Below are 21,499 nucleotides of genomic sequence, written 5' to 3' on the forward strand. Positions count from 1 at the left end.
AAAGGAAGTCACCATGACCGTCATTAAGCAAGATGATTTTATTCAAAGTATTGCCGATGCTTTTCAGTACATCAGCTACTACCATCCTACAGATTATATCGAGGCGTTGGTTGAGGCCTTGGAGCGTGAAGAAAACCCCGCTGCCAAGGATGCCATGACCCAAATTTTGGTCAATAGTCGTATGTGTGCCGAAGGGCATCGTCCGATTTGTCAGGATACAGGCATCGCGACGGTATTTTTGAAAGTTGGCATGAATGTGACTTGGGATGCCACCATGAGCGTCGCCGATATGGTTAATGAAGGCGTGCGCCGTGCTTATAATCATGCGGATAACACGCTACGCGCTTCGGTGCTGGCAGACCCAGCAGGCAAGCGCCAAAACACCAAAGACAATACGCCAGCGGTCATCCATATGGAGATTGTGGCGGGTGATAAAGTGGAAGTGACTTGTGCTGCCAAAGGTGGCGGCTCTGAAAACAAATCAAAGCTTGCCATGCTAAACCCATCGGACAGCATCGTGGATTGGGTGCTTAAAACCATCCCGACCATGGGCGCAGGCTGGTGCCCGCCTGGGATTTTGGGTATTGGTATTGGTGGCACGCCAGAAAAAGCAGCGCTGCTTGCCAAAGAGTCTTTGATGAGTCACATCGACATTCACGAGCTCAAACAAAAAGCCGACTCTGGTGCTGAGCTGTCAACCACCGAAGCATTGCGCTTGGAGCTTTATGAAAAAGTCAATGCTTTGGGCATCGGCGCACAAGGTTTGGGTGGATTGACAACGGTGCTGGATGTTAAGATTCTTGATTACCCAACACATGCCGCCTCAAAACCTGTGGCAATGATTCCAAACTGCGCCGCCACACGCCATGTAGAATTTGAGCTTGATGGCTCAGGTCCAGTTGAGCTGGTGCCGCCAAGTTTGGATGTGTATCCAGATGTGACTTACAATCCTGAAAATGGCAAGCGAATCAATGTCGATACATTGACCAAAGAAGAGGTGGCAACTTGGCAAACAGGCGATGTTCTGCTTCTGAGTGGCAAAATCTACACAGGTCGCGACGCTGCGCATAAGCGCATGACTGATATGCTTAATAATGGTGAAACGCTGCCAGTCGATTTCACCAATAAGATCATTTACTATGTTGGTCCGGTCGATCCTGTGGGTGATGAGGTGGTGGGTCCGGCAGGTCCTACGACAGCGACACGCATGGATAAATTTACCCGTCAAATGCTAGAGCAAACTGGGCTACTTGGCATGATTGGTAAATCAGAGCGTGGCGAGGCGGCTTGTCAGGCAATTGCTGATAATAATGCAGTTTATCTGATGGCAGTGGGCGGCTCGGCATATTTGGTTTCAAAAGCCATCAAAAATGCAAAAGTGGTGGCATTCCCTGAGCTTGGCATGGAAGCGATCTATGAGTTTGAGGTCAAAGACATGCCAGTGACAGTCGCTGTAGATAGCAGCGGCAGCTCAGTGCACGCTACTGCGCCTAAGATTTGGCAAGCCAAAATCGGCAAGATTCCTGTGGTGGAAGCTTAATTTCTTAAGCTGATTTTACTGTATTGCCCTAGGTGTCTCCTGGGGCAATTTTTTATAGCTAAAATTACGCATAAGCCAAAGATAAAACCGCTCAAATCAAGCGACTGATTTGAGCGGCATACCAAAGTCAAATTATTTAACCAAATTATTCCACCGAAGCACTGAGCTTCATGTCGATATTACCTTCAACCGCTTTGGAATAAGGGCAGACGGTATGAGTTTTTTCAACCAGTGATAATAGCTCATCTTCGGTAATGTCACCACTAGTTGCGACCACATGGATGGCGCCGGTTAAAAAGAAGTTGGAATCGCCTTCTTTATTTAGCTCAATGGTGACTTGAGTTTTACTGTCAAATGTTTTACCGGCAGATTTTTTGACCAAGCCCAGTGCGCCATCAAAACAGGCGGCATAGCCCATGGCAAAAAACTGCTCAGGGTTGTTACCGTCTTTATTGCTACCCGGTTGAACCATATTATAGCTGTTATCGTCGTCTGATAAAGTCGCTGTACCTGTTCTAGCGCCGACAACACTTGCCGTAGTTTCATAAATTTTGCTCATTTGGCTCTCCTAACTCATTGTCCTTGGGTAAATTGGCATGACTCAAAAATCATGCTTTGTGTTTTGATTGTAGCAAAATTCCCTGCCAAGCCAAGTAAAAAAATGTACTTTTTTACTTACTGTTTTATGTTGAGCCAAAAAAAGAGAACTCCGTAGAGTTCTCTTTCATCTGAAATCAGATAATTTGCTTCAGCTATCAGCTGTATCAAATTATTTAGATTGTTCAGTCGCTTCAGTAGCAGCTTCTTGAGCAGCTTCAGCGTTAGCTTGAGCTTGGTCAGCAGCAGCTTGAGCTTGAGCAGCTTCAGCAGCAGTAGCATCGCTGGTCATAGCGTCAGTCGCTTCAGCAGAAGCTTCGTTAGCAGCTTCAGTTGCGTCTGCAGCAGCTTCAGCAGCAGCGTTAGCAGCGTCTGCAGTAGCTTCACCAGTAGTTGCAGCAGCTTCATTAGCAGCTTGTTGTGCGTCTACCGCAGCTTCAGCAGCAGTGTTAGCAGAATCTTGAGCTTGGTCAGCTGGCTTTGAGCAAGCAGTTAGAGCTAGAGCAGCGATCAATGCAGATGCGATTAGTTTGGTTTGCATAATAAACTCCAATAGATGAGTATTTGACAGAAAAATACCTACGGAATATCAATTAAGCATTTTTAATTTAAAAATGCCAATCTTCTATCCATAGGTCGATACACATTTGTATCAGTATACAACAATTTAGCAAAGATAAAAATAGAATTTTGTTAAACTATATATGAAATATGTAACAAAATATACTTTTAACTTTGCTTATGCCACTCAAGCAAGCGGCAATTATATTGCATCAGGCTTCGGTGTTAAAAATATCTTAGCATACATTTTTTAATATTACAATTCAATGACACAAAATATTTTTAGATTTACGCTGTGATGCGTGCCCAAAGCCTAGTGCTTGGCACATCTGTGTCTTTGGATTCAGCTTTGAGCCTTTTTAACCATTTGTTCAAAAAACTCTTCATTGGTTTTGGAGTCTTTTAGGCGCTCAAGCAAAAACTCTGTGGCTTGCGAGTCTTCCATCGGCTGCATCAATTTACGAAGGATCCAAACGCGGCGCAAAGTTTCTTCATCAAGCAAGCGCTCTTCTCGGCGAGTGCTGGATTTTTTGATATTAATGGCAGGGAAGATGCGGCGCTCAGCCAGCTCGCGCTCCAAGGTGATTTCTTGGTTGCCTGTACCTTTGAATTCTTCAAAAATGACGCTGTCCATCTTTGAGCCTGTATCAATCAAGGCGGTTGAGATGATGGTTAGGCTGCCGCCTTCTTCCACATTTCTGGCAGCGCCAAAAAAGCGCTTGGGGCGCTCAAGTGCATGAGCGTCCACACCGCCTGTCAGTACCTTACCACTTGAGGGGATAACAGTATTATAAGCGCGTGCTAAGCGTGTGATAGAATCAAGTAAAATGACCACATCTTGCTTATGTTCTACTAAGCGTTTGGCTTTTTCGATGACCATCTCGGCAACTTGAATGTGTCGCTGCGGCGGCTCATCGAAGGTGGAGGCAACCACTTCTCCGCGCACGGTGCGCTGCATTTCGGTCACTTCTTCTGGGCGCTCATCAATCAATAAAACAATCAGATGGCACTCAGGATGATTTTTGGTGATGGCTTGCGCGATGGTCTGTAATAGCACCGTTTTACCTGCTTTGGGCGGCGCTACGATGATAGAGCGCTGACCTTTACCAATCGGTGCGATCAAGTCAATGATACGCCCAGTTAAGTCTTCGGTCGTGCCGTTGCCTGTCTCAAGCACCAGCTGCTTGGTAGGAAAAAGCGGCGTCAAGTTTTCAAAAATCAGCTTGTGGCGACTACGATCAGGCGTATCAAAGTTAATTTCACTCACCTTTAACAGAGCAAAATATCTTTCTGAGTCCTTGGGTGGGCGGATCTGCCCTGCGATGGAGTCGCCAGTTTGCAAATTAAATCTGCGGATTTGGCTTGGGCTGACATAGATGTCGTCTGGCCCTGCCAAGTATGAACCTTCGCTTGAGCGCAAAAAACCAAATCCATCAGGCAAAATTTCAAGCACGCCATCGCCGTAAATTGCTTCGCCATTTCTGGCATGTGTCTTCAAAATGGCGAAAATGATGTCTTGTTTGCGACTGCGAGCCATATTGTCCAGACCCATGGATTCAGCGATCGCAAGTAACTCGCCAACGGATTTTCTTTTTAGTTCGGTTAAGTTCATAGATAGGTAAGATGTGTGAATGATCAGCCTAAAAAAGCAGAATGATAGATTTGCATGAGGTAGAAAAAGAAAAATGCAATCTGAGAAGGTGATTGCAGGTGCGCTCATATTAAGCGCAAATCAAGCGTTTGTCAAGAGTTGAGCGGCAAACTTAGGTGAAATTCTCAAAAATTTTATCCAAAAATAAACCTGATTTGAAAATGATCAAATCAGGTTTTAAGATGAATCGGTCTATTATAAATGCTTGTCAAGCAAAGCGGCAAACTCAGATTTTGGACGACCACCGACCACAGTGTCAACTCGCTCACCATTTTTAAAGACAAATAACGTTGGGATGCTACGAATACCAAAACGCGCTGCAGATTGCGGGTTAGCGTCGACATCGACTTTGACGATCTTAACACGACCGGCATAATCTTCGGCAAGTTCTTCAAGTACAGGTGCGATGGCTTTACATGGACCGCACCACGCCGCCCAAAAATCAACCAAAACTAATTCATCAGAACCTAAAACATCAGCATCAAAGCTGGCATCAGTGGCATTAATAATTGACATAATTTGCTTCCTTTTTAACAGTGGATAAATGGCGATTGCCTATGAAGCATTATGTGGTTTATTGCAAAAAAATTCAAGATGTCAGCTTGGGCGCTAAGTCATGATATAATAATAGCCTTTCTGCCCCAAGCCCTGAGTGGGCGATTGAATTTATCAAACTTACTGATTGAGCAAATAAAAGATGACCTTAACTGATGCTGATATTCTTCGCATGAATGCGCTAGAGCTTGCGCAAGATGACTTATTTTTTCACGAATTTGCCAAATCAATCACGATTTATGAAGATGAGGACATTTGGGTGCTAGATAAGCCAGCTGGGCTTTTGAGTGTCGATGGACGCGTGCTAAAGGTCAGTTTGCAGTCGCGACTTTTGCGCGTTAATCCCAACATTAAGCTCATTCATCGACTGGATATGGATACCTCAGGGCTCATTATTTTTGCCAAATCCAGTGAGGCTCAAACGCACATCAGTAAGCAGTTCATTGACCGCATTCCCCAAAAAGAATATCAAGCCGTTGTGTTTGGAACATTGATGACAGACGATAAAAAGGGTGTCATTGATGTGCCTGTGCGCTATGAGCCAACAACCAAGCCGCGTCATATTGTCGATATGGATTGGAATAAGCGGGCGCTGACCCATTATGAAGTGTTACATCATGAGCTGCGCTGTGATGAGAGCGGCAGGGCGCATCCTGTGACTCGAGTGGCGCTCAAGCCCATCACAGGGCGTAGTCATCAGCTTAGGGTGCATATGGTACATCTGGGTCATGTGATGATCGGTGATCCCATTTATGCTGAAGATGTGGCGCTTACACTGTCAAATCGCTTAAATCTACACGCTCACAAGCTTCGCTTAAAACACCCAACGCATGGCATTTGGATGGATTGGACCAGTCCAGTGCCATTTTAAGGATATATATTTTGATAGGGTGATGACCCAAAGATCATTACAGCCTTATCAGATCAAACCCGAGACGACCGCGCATTGATACAGACGCTTGGCGCGTGAGCCTGTACCACAAAATACCATCACAGGTTTTGGCGCATCTTTAATCAGATCAGCGAACGCTTGGGCTTGGGTGAGATGGATGTCGTCAATATCAATCGGCAGGGTGTGATAGCTAAGTCCAGCGATTTCGGCACTTTGAGCAATGTCAGACCCTTTAGGCTGCCCATCAATTTCGTCATCAAAACGCAGATTAATCAAACTTTTAAAGCCCAATTTGGCAAGTCCATGACATTGCTTGGGATGGATTTGTTTATAAAGGGTGATTTGACTGTGCATGAGTGAATCCTTGATATTTGTTTTGAATTTATGATACCTAATGCCAAGATGACTTGCAATTGTGATTTGGCATAAGCTTATGACAGTATTTAGCGATTACAGCTGTCATTTTTTCAAAATGGAATAAGGTAGGGCTGGTTCAAAGGTCTGTGCTGGGCTTGGTCAGGCTTTGAACTGCTTGATTGGCACTTAAAAAAATACGCCCTGACAGATCTTCAACCATCGGACTTGTCTTTAGAATATCCATCACAGGACCCTTGACTTCAGCCAAATGTAGGCGCTGACCACGCTCAATGCAGCTTTGATTGAAGGTGATAAGCATCTCTTGGGCGGATAAATCGACGTGATTGACTGCAGTCATCATCAGGACAATGTCATGAATGCTGGGGTCGTCAGACAGCTGGGTTAAATTGGCAAGAACGGACTGAGCATTACCAAAATACAAGCTTTCATCAATGCGCAAAAGCAGCAGCCCATCAAAAGTGGTTGCTTCGTGCCGCTCAATATTACGAAAATGTTCGCTGTCACCGACGCGCCCCACAATGGCGATGTGTACTTGATGTGTGCGATAAATCATCGCGGCAAAACTTGCCAAAAGTCCGACAACCAAACCGCTATTTAAACCAAAAATAATCGAGGTAAAGAAGGTGATACCAAAACAAATGGCATCGAATTTATCCAGCTGCCACGCGCTGATAAAAGTTTTGGTATCAACCATCGAGATGACAGAGCTGATGATCACTGCTGCCAAAATGGCATAGGGCAGACCTGCCAAATAGCGCCCCAAAAAAAGCAAGATCATTAGCACGCCCAAGGCGCAAATGATGGACGCTAACGGTGTTTTGGCGCCCACAGACAGGTTTAGGCTGGTGCGCGAGATACCGCCTGCGACCGCAAAACCACCAAAGGCACCGCTGGTGATGTTCGCCAAACCCAAGCCCCCAAGCTCTTTGTTGGCATCGTACGGCTCACCGCGTATCCGTGCCTGCTGTGCTGAGATCGTACTTGACGAAATAAAAGCGATCAGCGCGATCAAAAGCGCCGAGGGTAATAAATCTAATAAAGTGGTTACAGAAAAATTGGGAAAAGCGATTTTGGGTAAACCTGTGGGCAAAGGTTGTAGCAATCTGATCTGCATTTGCTCAAATCCCATGCGATGACTAAGCCAAATGGAGAGAGCGACAATTAAAATGACAAAAAAGCGATTGCCAAAGCCGCGCCACTGAGTCGGCAGCCAGCCCCAAATCATCGCCTCACCATAACGACTGATGATCAATAAAAGGGTGGCGCTAACCCCAAGTAAAACTGTCGGTAGATGGATGGGCTGAGTACTGGCATAAACACTTAAAAACAGGTCGATCAAGCTGTCAGCATTTAAAGGGACGCCGATGATGTGCTTGATTTGACTAAAAATAATTAATACTGCTGCCCCACTGATAAATCCTGAGGCGACGCCACGACTGACAAACTGCATAATCCAGCCCAGACGAATCAGCCCAGCGATCAATAAAATCCCGCCTACCATAAAGGCAAGAATAATGGCAAGTGAGGTGTATTGTAAGCTGCCGGCGGCATAGCCAGTCAGTGCTGATGCGGTCATGATGGCGGTAATGGCCACTGGACCGATAGATGAGACGCTGCTGGCGCCTATCCATGCGTAGACAATCACAGGCGCGATGGCAGCATATAGCCCCATAATGGGTGGTAGACCTGCCAAGGCAGCATAGCCCAGACTTTGAGGGATAACCAGCACTGCCATCATAAGCCCAGCAGGGATGTCAGATAGAGCCGTGCGCGGATGCTGAATGAGCTGCAAAACCCAATGAGGTAGTAGATTTTGCACTCTCATCAATTATTCTCCGTAGATTTTCACACCTTGGGCAAACGCACATTGTTTTTGGCGAGCGGCAAGAATCATGGCATCATGCTCACCATATAAGCGAGAGAGTGTCTCTTTTTTGGCGGCGCGCTGTCTGCTATTGGTGCCCACGCCCCAGCTGATGCTTGGATAGATGCCGTGGCGGCTGCCTGTCACACCGATCCCAATGCCAGAGGCGGATAAACCAATTTGCTCATTTTGAGCTCTTTCGACCAAAGTGGTGACGCGGCGCACTTCTGACTGCAGCTGAGTGCAGTCATAGCTGTGATACATATTGGGATTGACATACTGCGGCGTGATATTGCCAGTAGTGGCACAGCCTGCCAGCGCGACAACTGAGGCTGCGGTGATCATGAATTTTTTCATCATAAAATCCCTATTAAAATCAATTTTTAGCCTTAACTTAATCATAGATCATAACGCCAAGGCAAATTATCAGCGACGAGAAGCGCACAAAGGGCTGTCAGGTGCTTGCTCAAGCTTCGCCCATTCATCAGGCGTATAGGCATGGATGGCAAGGGCGTGAACCGTGCCGCCGCCACTCGTCAAAAAAGGCTGAGCCAAGGCATAGACTGCCTGATGGCGAGCAGCCAAGCGCTGCCCCTCAAACGCTTCACTGACAATCAAAAGCTTAAAGTGGCTTTCTTTGCCCTCAAAATAGCCAGCATGCATGTGACTTTCGTTCTGCAATGACAGTGTGCTGGGGCTAAGCGCTTGTAGTGCTGCACTCAGCGCCGCTGCTGTTGGGTTATTCATCATATCACTTAACTAAGTTTAATTTGATCAATTAGCGTCTGGGTGCTGCCTGATACAGTGGCATGACCGTTGGCACCAAGGCTTTTAGATTGCTAATGCGATTGGCAGAGCTTGGGTGTGTGCTCAAAAACTGCGGCACGCTGCCACCACCAGCTGACTGCATTTTTTGCCACAAAGTGACCGCAGCATTTGGATCGTAGCCTGCACGTGCCATCAGCTCAATGCCAATTTTATCAGCTTCTGCCTCTTGGGTGCGCGAGTGCGGTAGGTCCAGTCCCAGCTGACCTGCCAAGCCTACCAGCTGTGCTTGACCGCTTGATAGCCCAAGCGCGCTCACTGCGATACCCAGAACGCCTTGGGTGGCGACGCCTCGGCTGGCTTTTTCGCGAGAATGCTCACGCAACGCATGCGCCATCTCATGCCCCATGATGGCAGCGATTTCGGCATCGGTCAGCTTCAGCCGCTCAATGATGCCAGTATAAAAGACAATCTTGCCGCCTGGCATGACATAGGCATTGATTTGATTATCGGTGATGGCATGCACTTTCCAATCCCAGCTGGTCGCATCTGGACGCAGCGCTGTCGTCTGTGGAATCAGATGATTGGCAATGCGGCGAAGGCGCTGAACTTGCGCATAATTATTATCAAGCTTGCCTTTGGCGCGCGCTTCATTGATGGTTTGTAGATAGGCTCGATTGGACAGCTGCATGATCTCTTCACTTGAAACCAATAATAGCTGTTTTCGGTCGGCACCCACCACGCCTGCGCTGGTGGTGCTAGAGCAGCCAGCAATCGGTGCGACAGTGGCTGCAGCCAAAGTCACTGCCAAAACATTTTTTTTGATGAAACTTTGCATACTCGTCCCTCGTAGAATGCCTGTGATGTCTTAAAATCGTAACGCTTGTAGTGATTATAAACCAAAGCCCTTTATAAGCCTAGCGATCTAAACAAAAAATTCACAAATTATCATTATTCATAGAATCACTATTTCAGTCGCTATTTTTTAAAAGCCAGTTTATTTAAAGCTCGCCTGACTTGCCTGCCAAAAGCCTTGTCATCAAATTGTCATATAATTTTCATATAACCGTCATCTGTCAGTCATTAAATCGTCATGCACGATTTTTACAATACGCATAACTTATGTGATAAATCTCCTTAGCTTTTAACATCCATATCCTTACTAGAGTTTACCCAACGGAGTTATGATGAAAACGAACATCAAATTGATCAGCCTATCTGTCGCTGCTGTTATCGCGCTAACTGCTTGTAGCAAAAAAGACGAACAAGCTGCCGCGACTCAGCCAGAACCAGCTGCAACGACAGCAGCTCCAGCTGACGCTGCCCCAGCCGCTATGGAACAAGTTGCTATCAACATCACAGGCGCAGGCGCATCTTTCCCACAACCAATCTATGCCAAATGGTCAGCTGATTTCAAAGAAGCTACCAGCGGTCAAGTGAACTATCAATCAATCGGTTCCTCAGGTGGTATCAAGCAAATCATCGCTAAAACTGTTGACTTCGGTGCTTCAGATGCGCCATTGACTGTGGATGAGCTAAACGCTGAAAACCTAATCCAGTTCCCAACAGTGATCGGCGGTGTTGTACCTGTGGTGAATATCGAAGGTATCGAAGCTGGCGCGCTTAAGCTAGATGGCGAAACTTTGGCAAATATCTACTTGGGTAAAGTGACGAAGTGGAACGATCCTGCGATTGTTGCACTTAACCCAGATTTGACACTGCCAGATGCTGACATCACCACAGTATTCCGTTCAGACGGTTCAGGCACGACCTTTAACTTCACTGACTACCTAAATAAAGTTTCAACCGACTGGGCAAGCTCAGTGGGCGTGGACAAAGCCATCAAATGGCCAACCGCTTCTTCAGGCGCTGCTGGTAAAGGTAACGAAGGCGTAGCAAGCTATGTTAGCCGCATCAAAAACTCAATCGGCTATGTAGAATACGCCTACGCCAAGCAAAATGGCATGTCTCATGTAGCACTTAAAAACGCCGCTGGTGAATTTGTTCAGCCATCAGCTGACAGTTTCGCTGCTGCAGGTGACATCGATTGGTCAGCAGCACCTGGCTTTAACCAAGTGCTAACCAACTCAGAAACTGCAGGCGCATGGCCAATCGCTGCTGCAACTTTCATCATCGTACACAAAAACCCAGAAAATCCTGAGCAAGTTGCTGGTGTTCTAAGATTCTTTGACTGGGCATACACCAATGGTGACCAAGCAGCGCTAGATCTTGACTATGTACCATTCAGCGACAAAGCGGTTGAGCTGTTCAAGGCAAGCTGGAGCGAAGTGAAAGACTCAAGCGGCAATGCAGTTTATGCACAATAAGCTGCCCTATAAGCTGCGATGACTTCTTGAAATGTGGCTTGTCAGAATTGGCAAGCCCATTATTTCTTAAAATACAGCCAATTTAGCAAAATCAGGGGAATTCCCAAATGACCACCCAAAATTCAGCACTCGCCGCCAGACTCAGTCGCCAAAAGCGACTTGATGGCGCTTTTGTTTGGACAACCAAACTGTCTGCGCTGCTTGTACTTTTGACTTTAGGCGGTATCATGCTGTCACTAGTCTTTGGTGCAATGCCGAGTATTCGCGAATTTGGTTTGAATTTTTATACCAGCAGTAACTGGGATCCAGTCGCTGGTCAGTTCGGTGCGTTGGCACCAATTTATGGCACAATCGTCACCTCCATTATCGCGGTCGTGATTGCCGTGCCAGTCAGTTTTGGTATTGCGGTTTTTTTGACAGAACTTTGCCCAAACTTCCTAAAAAAGCCATTGGGTATCGCCATTGAGCTACTTGCTGGTATTCCATCGATTATCTATGGTATGTGGGGTTTATTTGTCTTTGCGCCTTGGTTCGGTGATACCGTGCAGCCATGGCTAATCAATCATTTGGCAGGGCTGCCGATCATCGGTCAGATGTTTGTTGGTGCACCTATTGGTATCGGTCTTTTCACGGCAGGTTTGGTACTTGCCATTATGATCATTCCATTCATCGCTGCGACCATGCGCGATGTGTTTTTGGTGGTGCCTGATTTGCTAAAAGAGTCGGCGTATGGCATGGGTGCGACTACTTGGGAAGTTGTTACTAAAGTTGTGCTGCCTTATACCAAAGCGGGTGTGGTCGGCGGTCTGATTTTGGGCTTGGGACGAGCGCTTGGTGAGACCATGGCGGTGACTTTCTTGATTGGTAACACCTTTAATATCAATACAAGCCTATTTACTTCTGGGGTATCGATCACCTCAGCCTTGGCTAACGAATTTGCTGAAGCCTCAAGCGAGATGCACTTATCGTCGCTGCTACACTTAGGTTTGATTCTGTTTGTGATTAGTTTCATTGTATTATCAGCCTCTAAGCTTATGCTGATGAAGATCGACAAGCGAGCTGGAAAATAAGGATAATACCATGATTAATGAAAAAGCAAATTTTGCCAATCGCATCCATATGCCAAAGTATCATCGCCGCCGTGCAGTGAGCCGCTTTGCGATGGGATTGACCGCTGTCGCGATGACTTTTGGTCTGTTTTGGTTGGCGTGGATTTTGGTGACGTTATTTGCCCAAGGTATCCAAGGCTTGATGTCTATGCCTGTGTTTAGTATGGATACACCACCACCGATGGCCGAAGGTGGTCTGCGTAACGCCATTGTCGGTTCGATCATGATTTCTTTTGCTGGTCTTGCGGTGGGTACGCCGATTGGGATTTTGACAGGCGTGTACTTAGCAGAATTTGACCAAGGCGGCTGGCTTGGTCGTGCCACGCGCTTTATGAATGACATTTTGCTGTCAGCGCCTTCTATTGTGATTGGTTTGTTCGTATTTGCTTTGATGGTTCAAGGTCGTGGATTCTCAGGCTGGGCGGGCGTTGTTGCGTTGGCGGTGATTGTGATTCCTGTGGTGGTGCGTACCACAGAAAGCATGCTGCTACTTGTGCCCAATAACCTGCGCGAAGCAGGCTATGCGCTAGGCGCACCAAAATATAAATTGGTCAGCCACATTACCCTAAAATCCGCCAAAGCAGGTGTGATTACAGGCGTGCTGCTTGCTTTTGCTCGTATTGCTGGCGAAACTGCGCCGTTACTATTTACCGCGCTAAATAACCAATACTTTAGCACAGATATGTCTCAAGCGATGGCAAACTTACCAAATACCATCTATCAGTTTGCGATGAGTCCGTATGACAACTGGCATGCTTTGGCATGGGCAGCGGCGCTACTGATCACTTTTGCGGTATTACTGTTAAACATCATCGCTCGTGCTTTATCGTCCAAAGCGCATTAAGGGTCAATTGATCTTAGCCAACATAGCCAAAGTGTTTGAACACTTGCCAAATATAAGGAAAACTCAACATGAATACACTTAACCAAAGTCTGAACCCAACCATGAACACAGCGTTTACTGATAGCAATACCGATGACAAAACTCTAAGCCAAACTGCCGCCAAAGTACAAGTGCGTAATCTTGACTTTTATTATGGCGATTACAAGGCGCTTAAAAATATCAATTTAGATATTTTGGATAAAAAGGTCACCGCGTTCATCGGTCCATCAGGCTGTGGTAAATCAACGCTTTTGCGCACGCTAAACCGTATGTATGACCTATACTCAGGTATGCGTGCGACAGGTGAGATTATCTTGGATAACCAAAATATCTTAGACAGCCGCGTCGATGTTAACTTGCTACGCGCGCGCGTTGGCATGGTGTTTCAAAAGCCAACCCCATTTGCCATGTCAATTTATGACAATGTGGCGTTTGGTGTGAAGTTATATGAAAATTTATCTAAATCTGAGCTTGATGATCGCGTTGAATGGGCGCTTCAAAAATCTGCCCTATGGAATGAAGTCAAAGACAAGCTAAAAAAATCAGGTCTATCATTATCAGGCGGTCAGCAGCAGCGTCTATGTATCGCGCGCAGTGTGGCGACGCGCCCTGAAGTGTTGCTACTAGATGAGCCGACATCAGCCCTAGACCCTATCTCAACAGGTGCGATCGAAGAGCTGATCCATGATCTAAAACAAGACTATACCATTGCGATCGTAACGCATAACATGCAGCAAGCGGTTCGCTGCTCTGACTTCACCGCTTATATGTATTTGGGTGATATGATTGAGATGGGCGAAACCAGCCAAATCTTCAACAATCCGCAAAATCAAGCAACGGCAGATTATATCGCTGGTCGTCACGGCTGATTGATCAAGCAAGAGTCTCTGTCTTGGGCCCAAGCTTTGGTGGGACGATCAAAGGTGTCGTATTTTGATCAGTCAAAGGGCTTTGGCGGACAGCCCAAGGCGTGCTTAGCACTCCTTGGGTTTTATTTTGGTCAATGTCTTCTTACTTTTATGAATTAATTAAAGTTTGTTAAACGAATTAAGCCATGATTTGTGGCTGTTATCGGACAATATTTATGTTACAATTTAACTCAGCCCTTACCCAAAAGCCTTATTCAACCTACCCAAAAGCCGTTTTAGGGAGTTCGCCATCAATGAGTGCAAAAATCTTGGTTGTTGAAGATGAGCCTGCCATCAATGAGCTGATTGCGGGGACTTTGGATTTGTCGGATTTTGATGTGGTTCAAGCCTATGACACCCAAGGCGCTTATGTGGCTGTGGTCGACGAAAAGCCTGATTTGATCTTATTGGATTGGATGATGCCACATGGAGAATCAGGGATTGATTTTGCGCGCAGACTCAAGAAAAACCCAACCACCGCTGACATCCCCATCATCATGCTCACCGCCAAAGGTGAAGAAGATAATAAAGTGTATGGGCTCGATGCGGGTGCGGATGATTATATCACCAAGCCTTTTAGTACTCGAGAGCTGATTAGCCGAGTCAAGGCAGTGCTTCGCCGCACAGGCATCGGCATGGGCAAAGAGCTGATGCAGGCGGGTAATTTATCCATCAACACAGCCAGCCAAAGAGTCATGGCAGGCGATGCTGAGATCACCATGAGTAGTACCGAATATCGTCTGCTGTGCTTTTTTGTGACGCACTCAGAGCGTGCCTATACACGCGCTCAGATTCTAGATGCGGTGTGGGGCGGTAATGTTTATATTGATGAGCGTACGGTGGATGTGCACATTCGTCGTCTGCGTAAGCTGCTGGCACCTTATGGGGCAGATACGCTGATTCAAACAGTGCGCGGTACAGGCTATCGGTTCTCGGATAAATAATCATGAAACACTCTGCTGCCGATTTTGGTTTATTGGTAGAGAATTTGCCTGATGGTATCGTGGTCATAGATATGAACCGCTTGGCGATTGAGTACATCAATCCTGCCGCCAAGCGCTTGCTTGGTGTTGCCGCTGATGAGACGCAAGGTCAGGCCCTGCCAAGCACAGTGTTTGCAAATAGCACGTTTGAGCAGCTTTATGACATCTATAAAGACCCAAGTTTGCCCCACTCGTTTTGCCAAAATCACCCGACGATTACAGGCAATGTCCTAAACCTGCGCTTGGTGCGACTGACGGATGATCGCTGCGCTGTCATGGTCAAAGATCATACGCGCATGCAGCAGCTTGAGCAGATGCGGACAGATTTTGTGGGTAATGTGTCGCATGAGCTGCGTACGCCTTTGACAGTGATTTTGGGCTATCTTGAGAATTTTACACTGACTGATGATGTTAAGCCTGCGTGGGCGCGTGGGCTCAAACTTATGCGTGAGCAGGCTATCCGTATGAATGACTTAATCAATGATCTGCTCATGCTGTCGCGTCTTGAAAGTGATGAAACCAAGCCGATGGCTGAAGTCAATATGCCGCGCCTGCTGATGCAAGTATTTGATCAAGCATCTGCCAGTAACCAAGCGGGGCATTTGATTGATATTCATCTGGATACCGATAAAAATATTTTGGGGATTGAGGCTTATTTGTACAGTGCGATTATTAATTTGGTTTTAAATGCCATTAAATACACGCCATCGGGTGGGGCAATTGATATCATCTATGAAGAAGATGGCGGTGATGTTCATCTGTCGGTGACCGATAATGGCATTGGGATTAGTAGTGAGCATCTTGGGCGGCTGACTGAGCGATTTTATCGGGTGGACAGTGGGCGTAGCCGTGCTACGGGCGGGACGGGACTTGGGCTTGCCATCGTGAAGCATGTGCTAAATAAGCACAATGCCCGCCTAGAAATCAGCTCAGAAGAGGGCGTTGGCTCTACCTTTCATATTATTTTTCCCAAAAGTCAAACCATCTCTACACAGACCTTACAAACACAAGCGATATAACAGATGCCCCTATCAGATACCGAAAAATTAGCCGCTATCGATATCGGCTCAAACAGTATCCACCTAGCCATCGCCGAGCGCCATGGCGATCAGCTCAGACGCATCGCTTCGATGAGCGAAAAAGTGCAGTTGGCAATGGGGCTTGATGAGCACAATCACTTATCATCAGCTGTCATCGATCGCGGCATTGAGTGCTTAGCGCGATTTGCGGGGCGTTTGGGTGATGTGAATAATTCTCGGCTGCGTATCGTGGCGACCAATACACTAAGGCGCGCTGCCAACAGCCAAGAGTTTATCGCGCGTGCTAATGATATTTTGCCTGTGCAGATCGAGATCATCTCAGGACGCGAAGAGGCGCGGCTGATCTACCTAGGCGTGTCGCACACCTGCCCAAGTCATAAGCAAAGATTTGTGGTTGATATTGGTGGCGGCTCAACAGAGCTGATTATCGGTAAAAATCTCATCTCCATACTCACCGAAAGTACACAGGTAGGTGTGGCAGGGTTTACGCAGCAGTTTTTTGGAGATGGTAGCATCAGTGCGCTGTCATTTGAAAAGGCGATTTATGCCGCCCAAAAAGAAATCATCAAGCACGGCAACCGCTATAAAAAAACTGGCTTTGATGAGGCAGTGGGATCATCAGGCACCATCAAGACCATTCAACAAGCGATCGCAGGGTTTGGGCTGGGTAATGAGATCACTTTGGCAGGCGTCGAGCAATTAAAATCGTCCTTGATTTCTTGTGGTCATATCGATGCCATCGATATGGTGGGTGTCAAGTCGCACCGAAAAGCCATTTTCCCTGCAGGCGTGGCGATCTTGCTTGCGATCATGCGTGTGTTTGGGATTCGTCTGCTTAGATACTGTGATGGTGCGCTCAGAGAAGGCGTGATGTATGACATGTTATCACGCATGGATTTTCATGATGTGCGTGATGATTCGGTGGCGATGCTGATTGATCGATTTGGTGTCGATAAAAAACAAGCCAAACGCGTCGCCAAGACCGCAGGCGCGCTTTTTAATCAGGTGCATGAGCCTTTGGCTTTGGCGCTAGAAGGTGAGCAGATGCTCAGGCGTGCAGCTTTGTTGCACGAAGTGGGGCTTGCCATCGGGCATAGCAGCTATCATAAACACTCAAGCTATCTGCTCAGACATGCAGATATGGCAGGGTTTTCGCGTACCGATCAAGAAAAGCTGTCTTGGCTGGTTCGTTATCATCGCCGCGCCATCAATGGGGATGACTGCGAGCGCATCATCAAAAATGGCGGCGTGGGCTTGGCTTATTTGGCGCTTTTATTGCGCTTGTCGGTTGTCGCCAATCATGGGCGCTTTGAGATGTCTAAGCATCAGCTAAAACTTGCCATTGACGATAATCACTGGCATGTGACCGTAAAAATCGATCGCCCCGAACATCAGGCGTGTGTCATTGATATTCAAGATGAAGCACATTGGTTCGCCAAATGGGGCGTGCGTTTGACTGTGTCAAGCAACTGAGAGATAATTTCGGTAAAATTGTACTGTAAATCAGTCAGTTGCCATCAGATTTCATCATTTTGCCAAATTATTGCAAAAATTTTGTAAAAATGGCTTGACGGCGTATATTTTTGGTGTATAATACGCACCCATACAGCAAATGCTGATCAGCGGGAATAGCTCAGTTGGTAGAGCACAACCTTGCCAAGGTTGGGGTCGCGAGTTCGAATCTCGTTTCCCGCTCCAAATTTTAAAAAGCTCAAATCGAAAGATTTGGGCTTTTTTGTTGTTTAAAATCAAGGGGTTGGCAGCTATTATATCTTGTAGATTGGTTCGGGGATTATTAGCCTGCCATGCTAGCCGTTTGTTTTATTAGTGGAAATAAAAACCACCTTATGCCAAAGCAAATACCTATTGAATACGGCTGATTTGGATTGCGCTCAGCCACTTTTTGAGTCTTGATTTCTGATTTGTGTCGTGAGATCATTGTTAGACTAAAGTATGATAATCTGCGATAGGTTATCTGATTAACCTGCCACTATGCACCTGATAAATATAGGTTTTTATGACGACAGTGATTCTGAAACCTTAACCACAATGATCTTTCTATTTTTATCAGTTGTGCTAATGATGGATTTGTATTCAACTGCGAAGGCAATGACTCATTTAAAAACACCATTGATCAACTTATTCAGAAAAATATCTTGACTAAAGATAATAAAGATAACAAACTTATGATCACTCAAGATGATCAGGGCGTGGGCTTAGAAGATAGAATCGTAAAATTAAAAACAACGTTAGAGCATCTGATTGATCGCTATTAATTAAAATTGGTCAAATCAAGTGAGTGCTGTTAGACTAATTGATATGTTGTATCAATGAAATATCAAACTGGTAAATGCATCATTTGCCCCCATATAGTGATCAGATGCCCAAAACTGTCAAACAAGATTTTGGCTGAACGATCATAAAAAGAAGGTAAAATGATGACTGATTTATCCATTTTAGATTTATCCCCATTTCGTCAGGGCGAAAGCTTCGTTCAGGCGGTGGATAATACCGTAGCACTGGCTCAGCATGCCGAAAAATTAGGACTGAGCCGTTTTTGGATCGCTGAGCACCATAATACGCCGTATTTGGCGAGCTCTGCGACCAGTTTGCTCATTCAGCGTGTGCTAGATAGGACGGCGCATATTCGCGTCGGCTCAGGCGGCGTCATGCTGCCCAATCACTCGCCCTTTGTGGTGGCAGAGTATTATGGGACATTGGCGAGCTTATATCCTGATCGGGTGGATTTGGGGCTTGGGCGCGCGCCGGGTACAGATCCTGCGACTGCGCGCGCCATCCGCCGTAATCATGATGATTTTGCGATGAGTTTTCCAAATGATATCAAGGAGCTGCAATTTTATTTTGGTGACGAGACGGATAATGACAAAGTGCGCGCCTATCCTGCCAAAGGCCTAAAAGTACCGCTTTATATCTTGGGCTCGAGTACCGAAAGCGCGTATTTGGCGGCTCAAATGGGCTTGCCATATGCCTTTGCGTCGCACTTTGCACCACGCTTTTTGACGCAGGCGGTGCAGATTTATCGTGAGTATTTTCAGCCATCGGCGGTACTTGATGCGCCTAAGGTGATCGTGGGGGTGAATGCGTTTGTTGCAGATACTGATGCCGAAGCGAAGTTGTTAGCCAGTACCAGTTTACAGTTTTTCTTAAATGTGGTGACAGGTCAGCGCAGTGGTATGAAGCCGCCTGTGACAGACATCGACGCACACATTCCGCCGCACATTGTACAGATGGCTGATAGCATGATGTCATGTCGCTTGCTTGGTTCGCCCAAGACGGTGGCAAATCAGCTTGAGCAATTACAAAGCCAAGTTCAAGCCGATGAGCTGATGGCAGTCAGCTATATTTATGATGTCCAAAAACAGCACGATTCTTATGAGATGTTGGCTGATGTGGTCAAAAATTTTAAGTAATGATCTGAAATCATTTTATAATATCGTAAATTAAAAGAGATGAAACATCAGCAAAACAAGTAGCCAAAAAAATAAGCGCCTTCACCTTAAATGAAAGCGCTGATTTTTTTGAACGACTTAGCCAGCCTGCTTGGTGCCAAAAATCTTATCGCCAGCATCGCCAAGACCTGGGATGATGTAGCCGTCTTCATTGAGATGGCTGTCTAAGGCGGCGGTATAGATTTTGACATCGGGGTGTGCTTCATTGACCAAGCGTACGCCTTCAGGTGCTGCGACCAGCACCAATGCTTTGATGTTGGTGCAGCCATGTTTTTTGAGCATATCAATGGTGGCGACCATGCTACCACCTGTTGCCAGCATCGGATCTAAGATCAAGGCAGGGCGACGGTCAATGTCATTGACAAATTTTTCAAAAAACGGCACAGGTTCTAGCGTCGTCTCATCGCGCTGAAGTCCAACCATAGAGATTTTGGCGGTAGGTAATAGATCAAGGACGCCATCAAGCATCCCCAAGCCTGCGCGTAAGATGGGTACCACAGTGACTGTTTTACCTTTGATTTGCTCGCCAGTGATTTCACCGCACCAGCCTTGCATGCTAAAACTTTCGATCTCAAAATCTCGACTGGCTTCGTACGCCATCAGTCGCCCAAGCTCATTGGTCAGCGTGCGAAACTTATAAGTGCTGGTTTCTTTTTCGCGCATGAGTGACAGCTTGTGGCGGACAAGGGGATGGTCAATGACATGGATATTTAAAGGAGCGGTCATAATAGTGCCTTAATTAAGAAGATTTGCCACGATCTAATGATTTGAATGTGTGGCGATGCTGATAATGATACCAATTTTTTGGCAGAATTGCACTGGCTTTTGACTTGCCAATTTGAGTAAAAGCTACCCACAAAACCCTTAATCCACTTGCCGAAATCTTTGGCGATAGCGCACTTTGGCTATTTATTAAGTAACAGATCGCCTGTTTTAATCCAGCCTTTTTTGTAGCATAGCTTGGCAAATATCCAAGTCAAAATCGCAGGCAAAATGACATGAAAGCTGATGATAAGCATCCAAGTCATGGGACTGATACCCATGGCATCAAGCGTGCCAATCTGACCGACAAAGCCTGATGTGCCCATGCCTGCCCCTGAAGGGATATTGGTCATGCCAAACACCGCCGTCGCAAAGGGGGCAAGCACGGCGCCTGATAGGGTGGGCGGTAGCCAGATTTTGGGATTTTTTAGGATGTTAGGGACCTGAATCATACTGGTGCCAAGCCCACATGCCAGCGCACCACCGATGCCATTATCACGATAGCTCATCACCGCAAAGCCGATCATCTGCGCTGCGCAGCCGACCGTTGCAGCCCCTGCTGCCAAACCGCCAAGCCCAAGGCTGATGGCGATCGCCGCACTTGAGATGGGTAAAGTCAAAATCAGACCCATCGCAACCGCCACCACAATGCTCATCACAATCGGTGATAACTCTACCGCCCACATGATAAATTGCCCAAGGCTCACCATCAGCCGATCGATGGCAGGGCTGATAAATCCTGCCACTGCCATGCCGACGATGAGCGTCGTGGCAGGCGTGACGATGATATCCAAAGGCGTCATGCGATGGACAAATTTTCCAAACTCTGCCCCAATCAGTGCTGCCACGAATGCCCCAACAGGACCACCCATCGCCGCACCTGCAAAGCCTGTGGTGATCGAGGTGAACAGCACCAGCGGCGGCGCCTTGAGCGCATAAGCCACACCAGCGCCAATGGCTGCGCCCATTAGGCTTTGTGCTTGCGTGCCGATCTCGACCAGCCAAGGCAGCCCAAGCCAAGTGCCCAAATTTTTGATAATCAATCCCAAAATCAGCGACGAAAACAAACCAAGCGCCATAAAGTTCAGGGCGTCGATGCCATAGCGCTGCCAAGAGATGGTAATATTTTGGCGCTCAAGATGTGCTTTGAAAGAAAAGTCGGTCATAAGATGATCTTAAGTTGATAAAAATTGACGCCCAAAGATCGCTTTGTG

21 protein-coding genes and 1 tRNA gene are annotated in these 21,499 nt (G+C 46.7%); 11 read left to right on the top strand and 11 right to left on the bottom strand.

Annotated features, from left to right (window positions below; genetic code table 11):
* The first annotated feature begins 13 nt into the window (after positions 1-13).
* A complete protein-coding gene (locus B0180_RS05790; RefSeq protein WP_049237747.1) occupies positions 14-1,540 on the top strand; it encodes a fumarate hydratase in 1,527 nt (508 codons plus the stop codon).
* A 145-nt stretch (positions 1,541-1,685) separates the two neighbouring features.
* Here the strand turns inward: B0180_RS05790 and B0180_RS05795 are convergent, their stop codons facing one another.
* The 4 genes from B0180_RS05795 to trxA all read right to left on the bottom strand — a co-directional run bounded on the left by B0180_RS05795 (position 1,686) and on the right by trxA (position 4,865).
* Positions 1,686-2,099: an Ohr family peroxiredoxin gene (locus tag B0180_RS05795; RefSeq protein WP_078256068.1), complete on the bottom strand. Its 414-nt coding sequence runs from the start codon at positions 2,097-2,099 to the stop codon at positions 1,686-1,688.
* Positions 2,100-2,309: 210 nt separating this feature from the next.
* Entirely contained in the window at positions 2,310-2,678 is a 369-nt protein-coding gene (locus B0180_RS05800) for a hypothetical protein (RefSeq protein ID WP_078256069.1), read from the bottom strand.
* 363 nt (positions 2,679-3,041) lie between these two features.
* Positions 3,042-4,310, bottom strand: coding sequence for a transcription termination factor Rho (rho, locus tag B0180_RS05805; protein WP_078256070.1), 1,269 nt, complete (start codon positions 4,308-4,310; stop codon positions 3,042-3,044).
* Positions 4,311-4,544: 234 nt separating this feature from the next.
* A complete protein-coding gene (gene trxA / locus B0180_RS05810; RefSeq protein WP_049237741.1) occupies positions 4,545-4,865 on the bottom strand; it encodes a thioredoxin in 321 nt (106 codons plus the stop codon).
* 181 nt (positions 4,866-5,046) lie between these two features.
* Between trxA and B0180_RS05815 the strand changes: the two genes are divergently transcribed.
* Positions 5,047-5,775: an RluA family pseudouridine synthase gene (locus tag B0180_RS05815; RefSeq protein WP_078256071.1), complete on the top strand. Its 729-nt coding sequence runs from the start codon at positions 5,047-5,049 to the stop codon at positions 5,773-5,775.
* 48 nt (positions 5,776-5,823) lie between these two features.
* On the opposite strand, the gene B0180_RS05820 is transcribed toward B0180_RS05815, so the two are convergent.
* The 5 genes from B0180_RS05820 to B0180_RS05840 all read right to left on the bottom strand — a co-directional run bounded on the left by B0180_RS05820 (position 5,824) and on the right by B0180_RS05840 (position 9,641).
* The gene (locus tag B0180_RS05820; RefSeq protein ID WP_078256072.1) at positions 5,824-6,150 is read right to left on the bottom strand and encodes a protein tyrosine phosphatase family protein; all 327 of its coding nucleotides are present in this window, start codon (positions 6,148-6,150) and stop codon (positions 5,824-5,826) included.
* 139 nt (positions 6,151-6,289) lie between these two features.
* Positions 6,290-7,999, bottom strand: a complete 1,710-nt coding sequence (locus tag B0180_RS05825) for a SulP family inorganic anion transporter (RefSeq protein WP_078256073.1) — start codon at positions 7,997-7,999, stop codon at positions 6,290-6,292.
* Between the two features lie 3 nt (positions 8,000-8,002).
* Entirely contained in the window at positions 8,003-8,395 is a 393-nt protein-coding gene (locus tag B0180_RS05830; protein WP_078256074.1) for a hypothetical protein, read from the bottom strand.
* A 69-nt stretch (positions 8,396-8,464) separates the two neighbouring features.
* A complete protein-coding gene (locus B0180_RS05835; RefSeq protein ID WP_078256075.1) occupies positions 8,465-8,785 on the bottom strand; it encodes a BolA family protein in 321 nt (106 codons plus the stop codon).
* 31 nt (positions 8,786-8,816) lie between these two features.
* Positions 8,817-9,641 (bottom strand): M48 family metallopeptidase, encoded by an 825-nt coding sequence (locus B0180_RS05840; protein WP_078256076.1) that lies wholly within the window; start codon positions 9,639-9,641, stop codon positions 8,817-8,819.
* 349 nt (positions 9,642-9,990) lie between these two features.
* Between B0180_RS05840 and pstS the strand changes: the two genes are divergently transcribed.
* From pstS to B0180_RS05885, 9 genes are all read left to right on the top strand, one after another.
* Positions 9,991-11,130 (top strand): phosphate ABC transporter substrate-binding protein PstS, encoded by a 1,140-nt coding sequence (gene pstS / locus B0180_RS05845; RefSeq protein WP_078256077.1) that lies wholly within the window; start codon positions 9,991-9,993, stop codon positions 11,128-11,130.
* A gap of 107 nt (positions 11,131-11,237) precedes the next feature.
* Positions 11,238-12,200: a phosphate ABC transporter permease subunit PstC gene (pstC, locus tag B0180_RS05850; protein ID WP_049237728.1), complete on the top strand. Its 963-nt coding sequence runs from the start codon at positions 11,238-11,240 to the stop codon at positions 12,198-12,200.
* A 10-nt stretch (positions 12,201-12,210) separates the two neighbouring features.
* Positions 12,211-13,083, top strand: a complete 873-nt coding sequence (pstA, locus tag B0180_RS05855; RefSeq protein WP_078256078.1) for a phosphate ABC transporter permease PstA — start codon at positions 12,211-12,213, stop codon at positions 13,081-13,083.
* Between the two features lie 101 nt (positions 13,084-13,184).
* On the top strand, positions 13,185-13,991 hold the full coding sequence (gene pstB, locus B0180_RS05860) for a phosphate ABC transporter ATP-binding protein PstB (protein ID WP_049237765.1): 807 nt from the start codon (positions 13,185-13,187) through the stop codon (positions 13,989-13,991).
* 293 nt (positions 13,992-14,284) lie between these two features.
* Entirely contained in the window at positions 14,285-14,974 is a 690-nt protein-coding gene (gene phoB, locus B0180_RS05865; protein ID WP_049237725.1) for a phosphate regulon transcriptional regulator PhoB, read from the top strand.
* Positions 14,975-14,976: 2 nt separating this feature from the next.
* Positions 14,977-16,032 (top strand): phosphate regulon sensor histidine kinase PhoR, encoded by a 1,056-nt coding sequence (gene phoR / locus B0180_RS05870; RefSeq protein ID WP_078256080.1) that lies wholly within the window; start codon positions 14,977-14,979, stop codon positions 16,030-16,032.
* A gap of 3 nt (positions 16,033-16,035) precedes the next feature.
* Complete coding sequence (locus B0180_RS05875) at positions 16,036-17,526, top strand: Ppx/GppA phosphatase family protein (RefSeq protein ID WP_078256081.1); 1,491 nt, start codon at positions 16,036-16,038, stop codon at positions 17,524-17,526.
* Between the two features lie 149 nt (positions 17,527-17,675).
* Positions 17,676-17,751 (top strand) — tRNA-Gly (locus tag B0180_RS05880).
* 740 nt (positions 17,752-18,491) lie between these two features.
* Positions 18,492-19,484, top strand: coding sequence for an LLM class flavin-dependent oxidoreductase (locus B0180_RS05885; protein ID WP_078256099.1), 993 nt, complete (start codon positions 18,492-18,494; stop codon positions 19,482-19,484).
* A gap of 117 nt (positions 19,485-19,601) precedes the next feature.
* Here the strand turns inward: B0180_RS05885 and upp are convergent, their stop codons facing one another.
* Both upp and B0180_RS05895 read right to left on the bottom strand, forming a co-directional pair.
* Entirely contained in the window at positions 19,602-20,249 is a 648-nt protein-coding gene (gene upp / locus B0180_RS05890; RefSeq protein WP_049235837.1) for a uracil phosphoribosyltransferase, read from the bottom strand.
* Positions 20,250-20,428: 179 nt separating this feature from the next.
* On the bottom strand, positions 20,429-21,451 hold the full coding sequence (locus B0180_RS05895; RefSeq protein WP_078256082.1) for a PTS sugar transporter subunit IIC: 1,023 nt from the start codon (positions 21,449-21,451) through the stop codon (positions 20,429-20,431).
* Positions 21,452-21,499 lie beyond the last annotated feature (48 nt).

The sequence above is a fragment of the Moraxella canis genome (genome assembly GCF_002014965.1).
In the GTDB taxonomy this organism is placed as follows: Bacteria; Pseudomonadota; Gammaproteobacteria; order Pseudomonadales; family Moraxellaceae; genus Moraxella; species Moraxella canis.

Excerpts from the sequence above, each read along its gene's own strand:
- phoB (WP_049237725.1), top strand. The coding sequence starts at position 14,285 with ATGAGTGCAAAAATCTTGGTTGTTGAAGATGAGCCTGCCATCAATGAG.
- B0180_RS05825 (WP_078256073.1), bottom strand. The coding sequence starts at position 7,999 with ATGAGAGTGCAAAATCTACTACCTCATTGGGTTTTGCAGCTCATTCAG.
- trxA (WP_049237741.1), bottom strand. The coding sequence starts at position 4,865 with ATGTCAATTATTAATGCCACTGATGCCAGCTTTGATGCTGATGTTTTA.
- pstC (WP_049237728.1), top strand. The coding sequence starts at position 11,238 with ATGACCACCCAAAATTCAGCACTCGCCGCCAGACTCAGTCGCCAAAAG.
- upp (WP_049235837.1), bottom strand. The coding sequence starts at position 20,249 with ATGACCGCTCCTTTAAATATCCATGTCATTGACCATCCCCTTGTCCGC.
- B0180_RS05800 (WP_078256069.1), bottom strand. The coding sequence starts at position 2,678 with ATGCAAACCAAACTAATCGCATCTGCATTGATCGCTGCTCTAGCTCTA.
- B0180_RS05885 (WP_078256099.1), top strand. The coding sequence starts at position 18,492 with ATGACTGATTTATCCATTTTAGATTTATCCCCATTTCGTCAGGGCGAA.
- rho (WP_078256070.1), bottom strand. The coding sequence starts at position 4,310 with ATGAACTTAACCGAACTAAAAAGAAAATCCGTTGGCGAGTTACTTGCG.
- B0180_RS05795 (WP_078256068.1), bottom strand. The coding sequence starts at position 2,099 with ATGAGCAAAATTTATGAAACTACGGCAAGTGTTGTCGGCGCTAGAACA.
- B0180_RS05820 (WP_078256072.1), bottom strand. The coding sequence starts at position 6,150 with ATGCACAGTCAAATCACCCTTTATAAACAAATCCATCCCAAGCAATGT.
- B0180_RS05840 (WP_078256076.1), bottom strand. The coding sequence starts at position 9,641 with ATGCAAAGTTTCATCAAAAAAAATGTTTTGGCAGTGACTTTGGCTGCA.
- B0180_RS05875 (WP_078256081.1), top strand. The coding sequence starts at position 16,036 with ATGCCCCTATCAGATACCGAAAAATTAGCCGCTATCGATATCGGCTCA.
- phoR (WP_078256080.1), top strand. The coding sequence starts at position 14,977 with ATGAAACACTCTGCTGCCGATTTTGGTTTATTGGTAGAGAATTTGCCT.
- B0180_RS05895 (WP_078256082.1), bottom strand. The coding sequence starts at position 21,451 with ATGACCGACTTTTCTTTCAAAGCACATCTTGAGCGCCAAAATATTACC.
- B0180_RS05835 (WP_078256075.1), bottom strand. The coding sequence starts at position 8,785 with ATGAATAACCCAACAGCAGCGGCGCTGAGTGCAGCACTACAAGCGCTT.
- pstA (WP_078256078.1), top strand. The coding sequence starts at position 12,211 with ATGATTAATGAAAAAGCAAATTTTGCCAATCGCATCCATATGCCAAAG.
- B0180_RS05815 (WP_078256071.1), top strand. The coding sequence starts at position 5,047 with ATGACCTTAACTGATGCTGATATTCTTCGCATGAATGCGCTAGAGCTT.
- B0180_RS05790 (WP_049237747.1), top strand. The coding sequence starts at position 14 with ATGACCGTCATTAAGCAAGATGATTTTATTCAAAGTATTGCCGATGCT.
- pstB (WP_049237765.1), top strand. The coding sequence starts at position 13,185 with ATGAACACAGCGTTTACTGATAGCAATACCGATGACAAAACTCTAAGC.
- B0180_RS05830 (WP_078256074.1), bottom strand. The coding sequence starts at position 8,395 with ATGAAAAAATTCATGATCACCGCAGCCTCAGTTGTCGCGCTGGCAGGC.
- pstS (WP_078256077.1), top strand. The coding sequence starts at position 9,991 with ATGAAAACGAACATCAAATTGATCAGCCTATCTGTCGCTGCTGTTATC.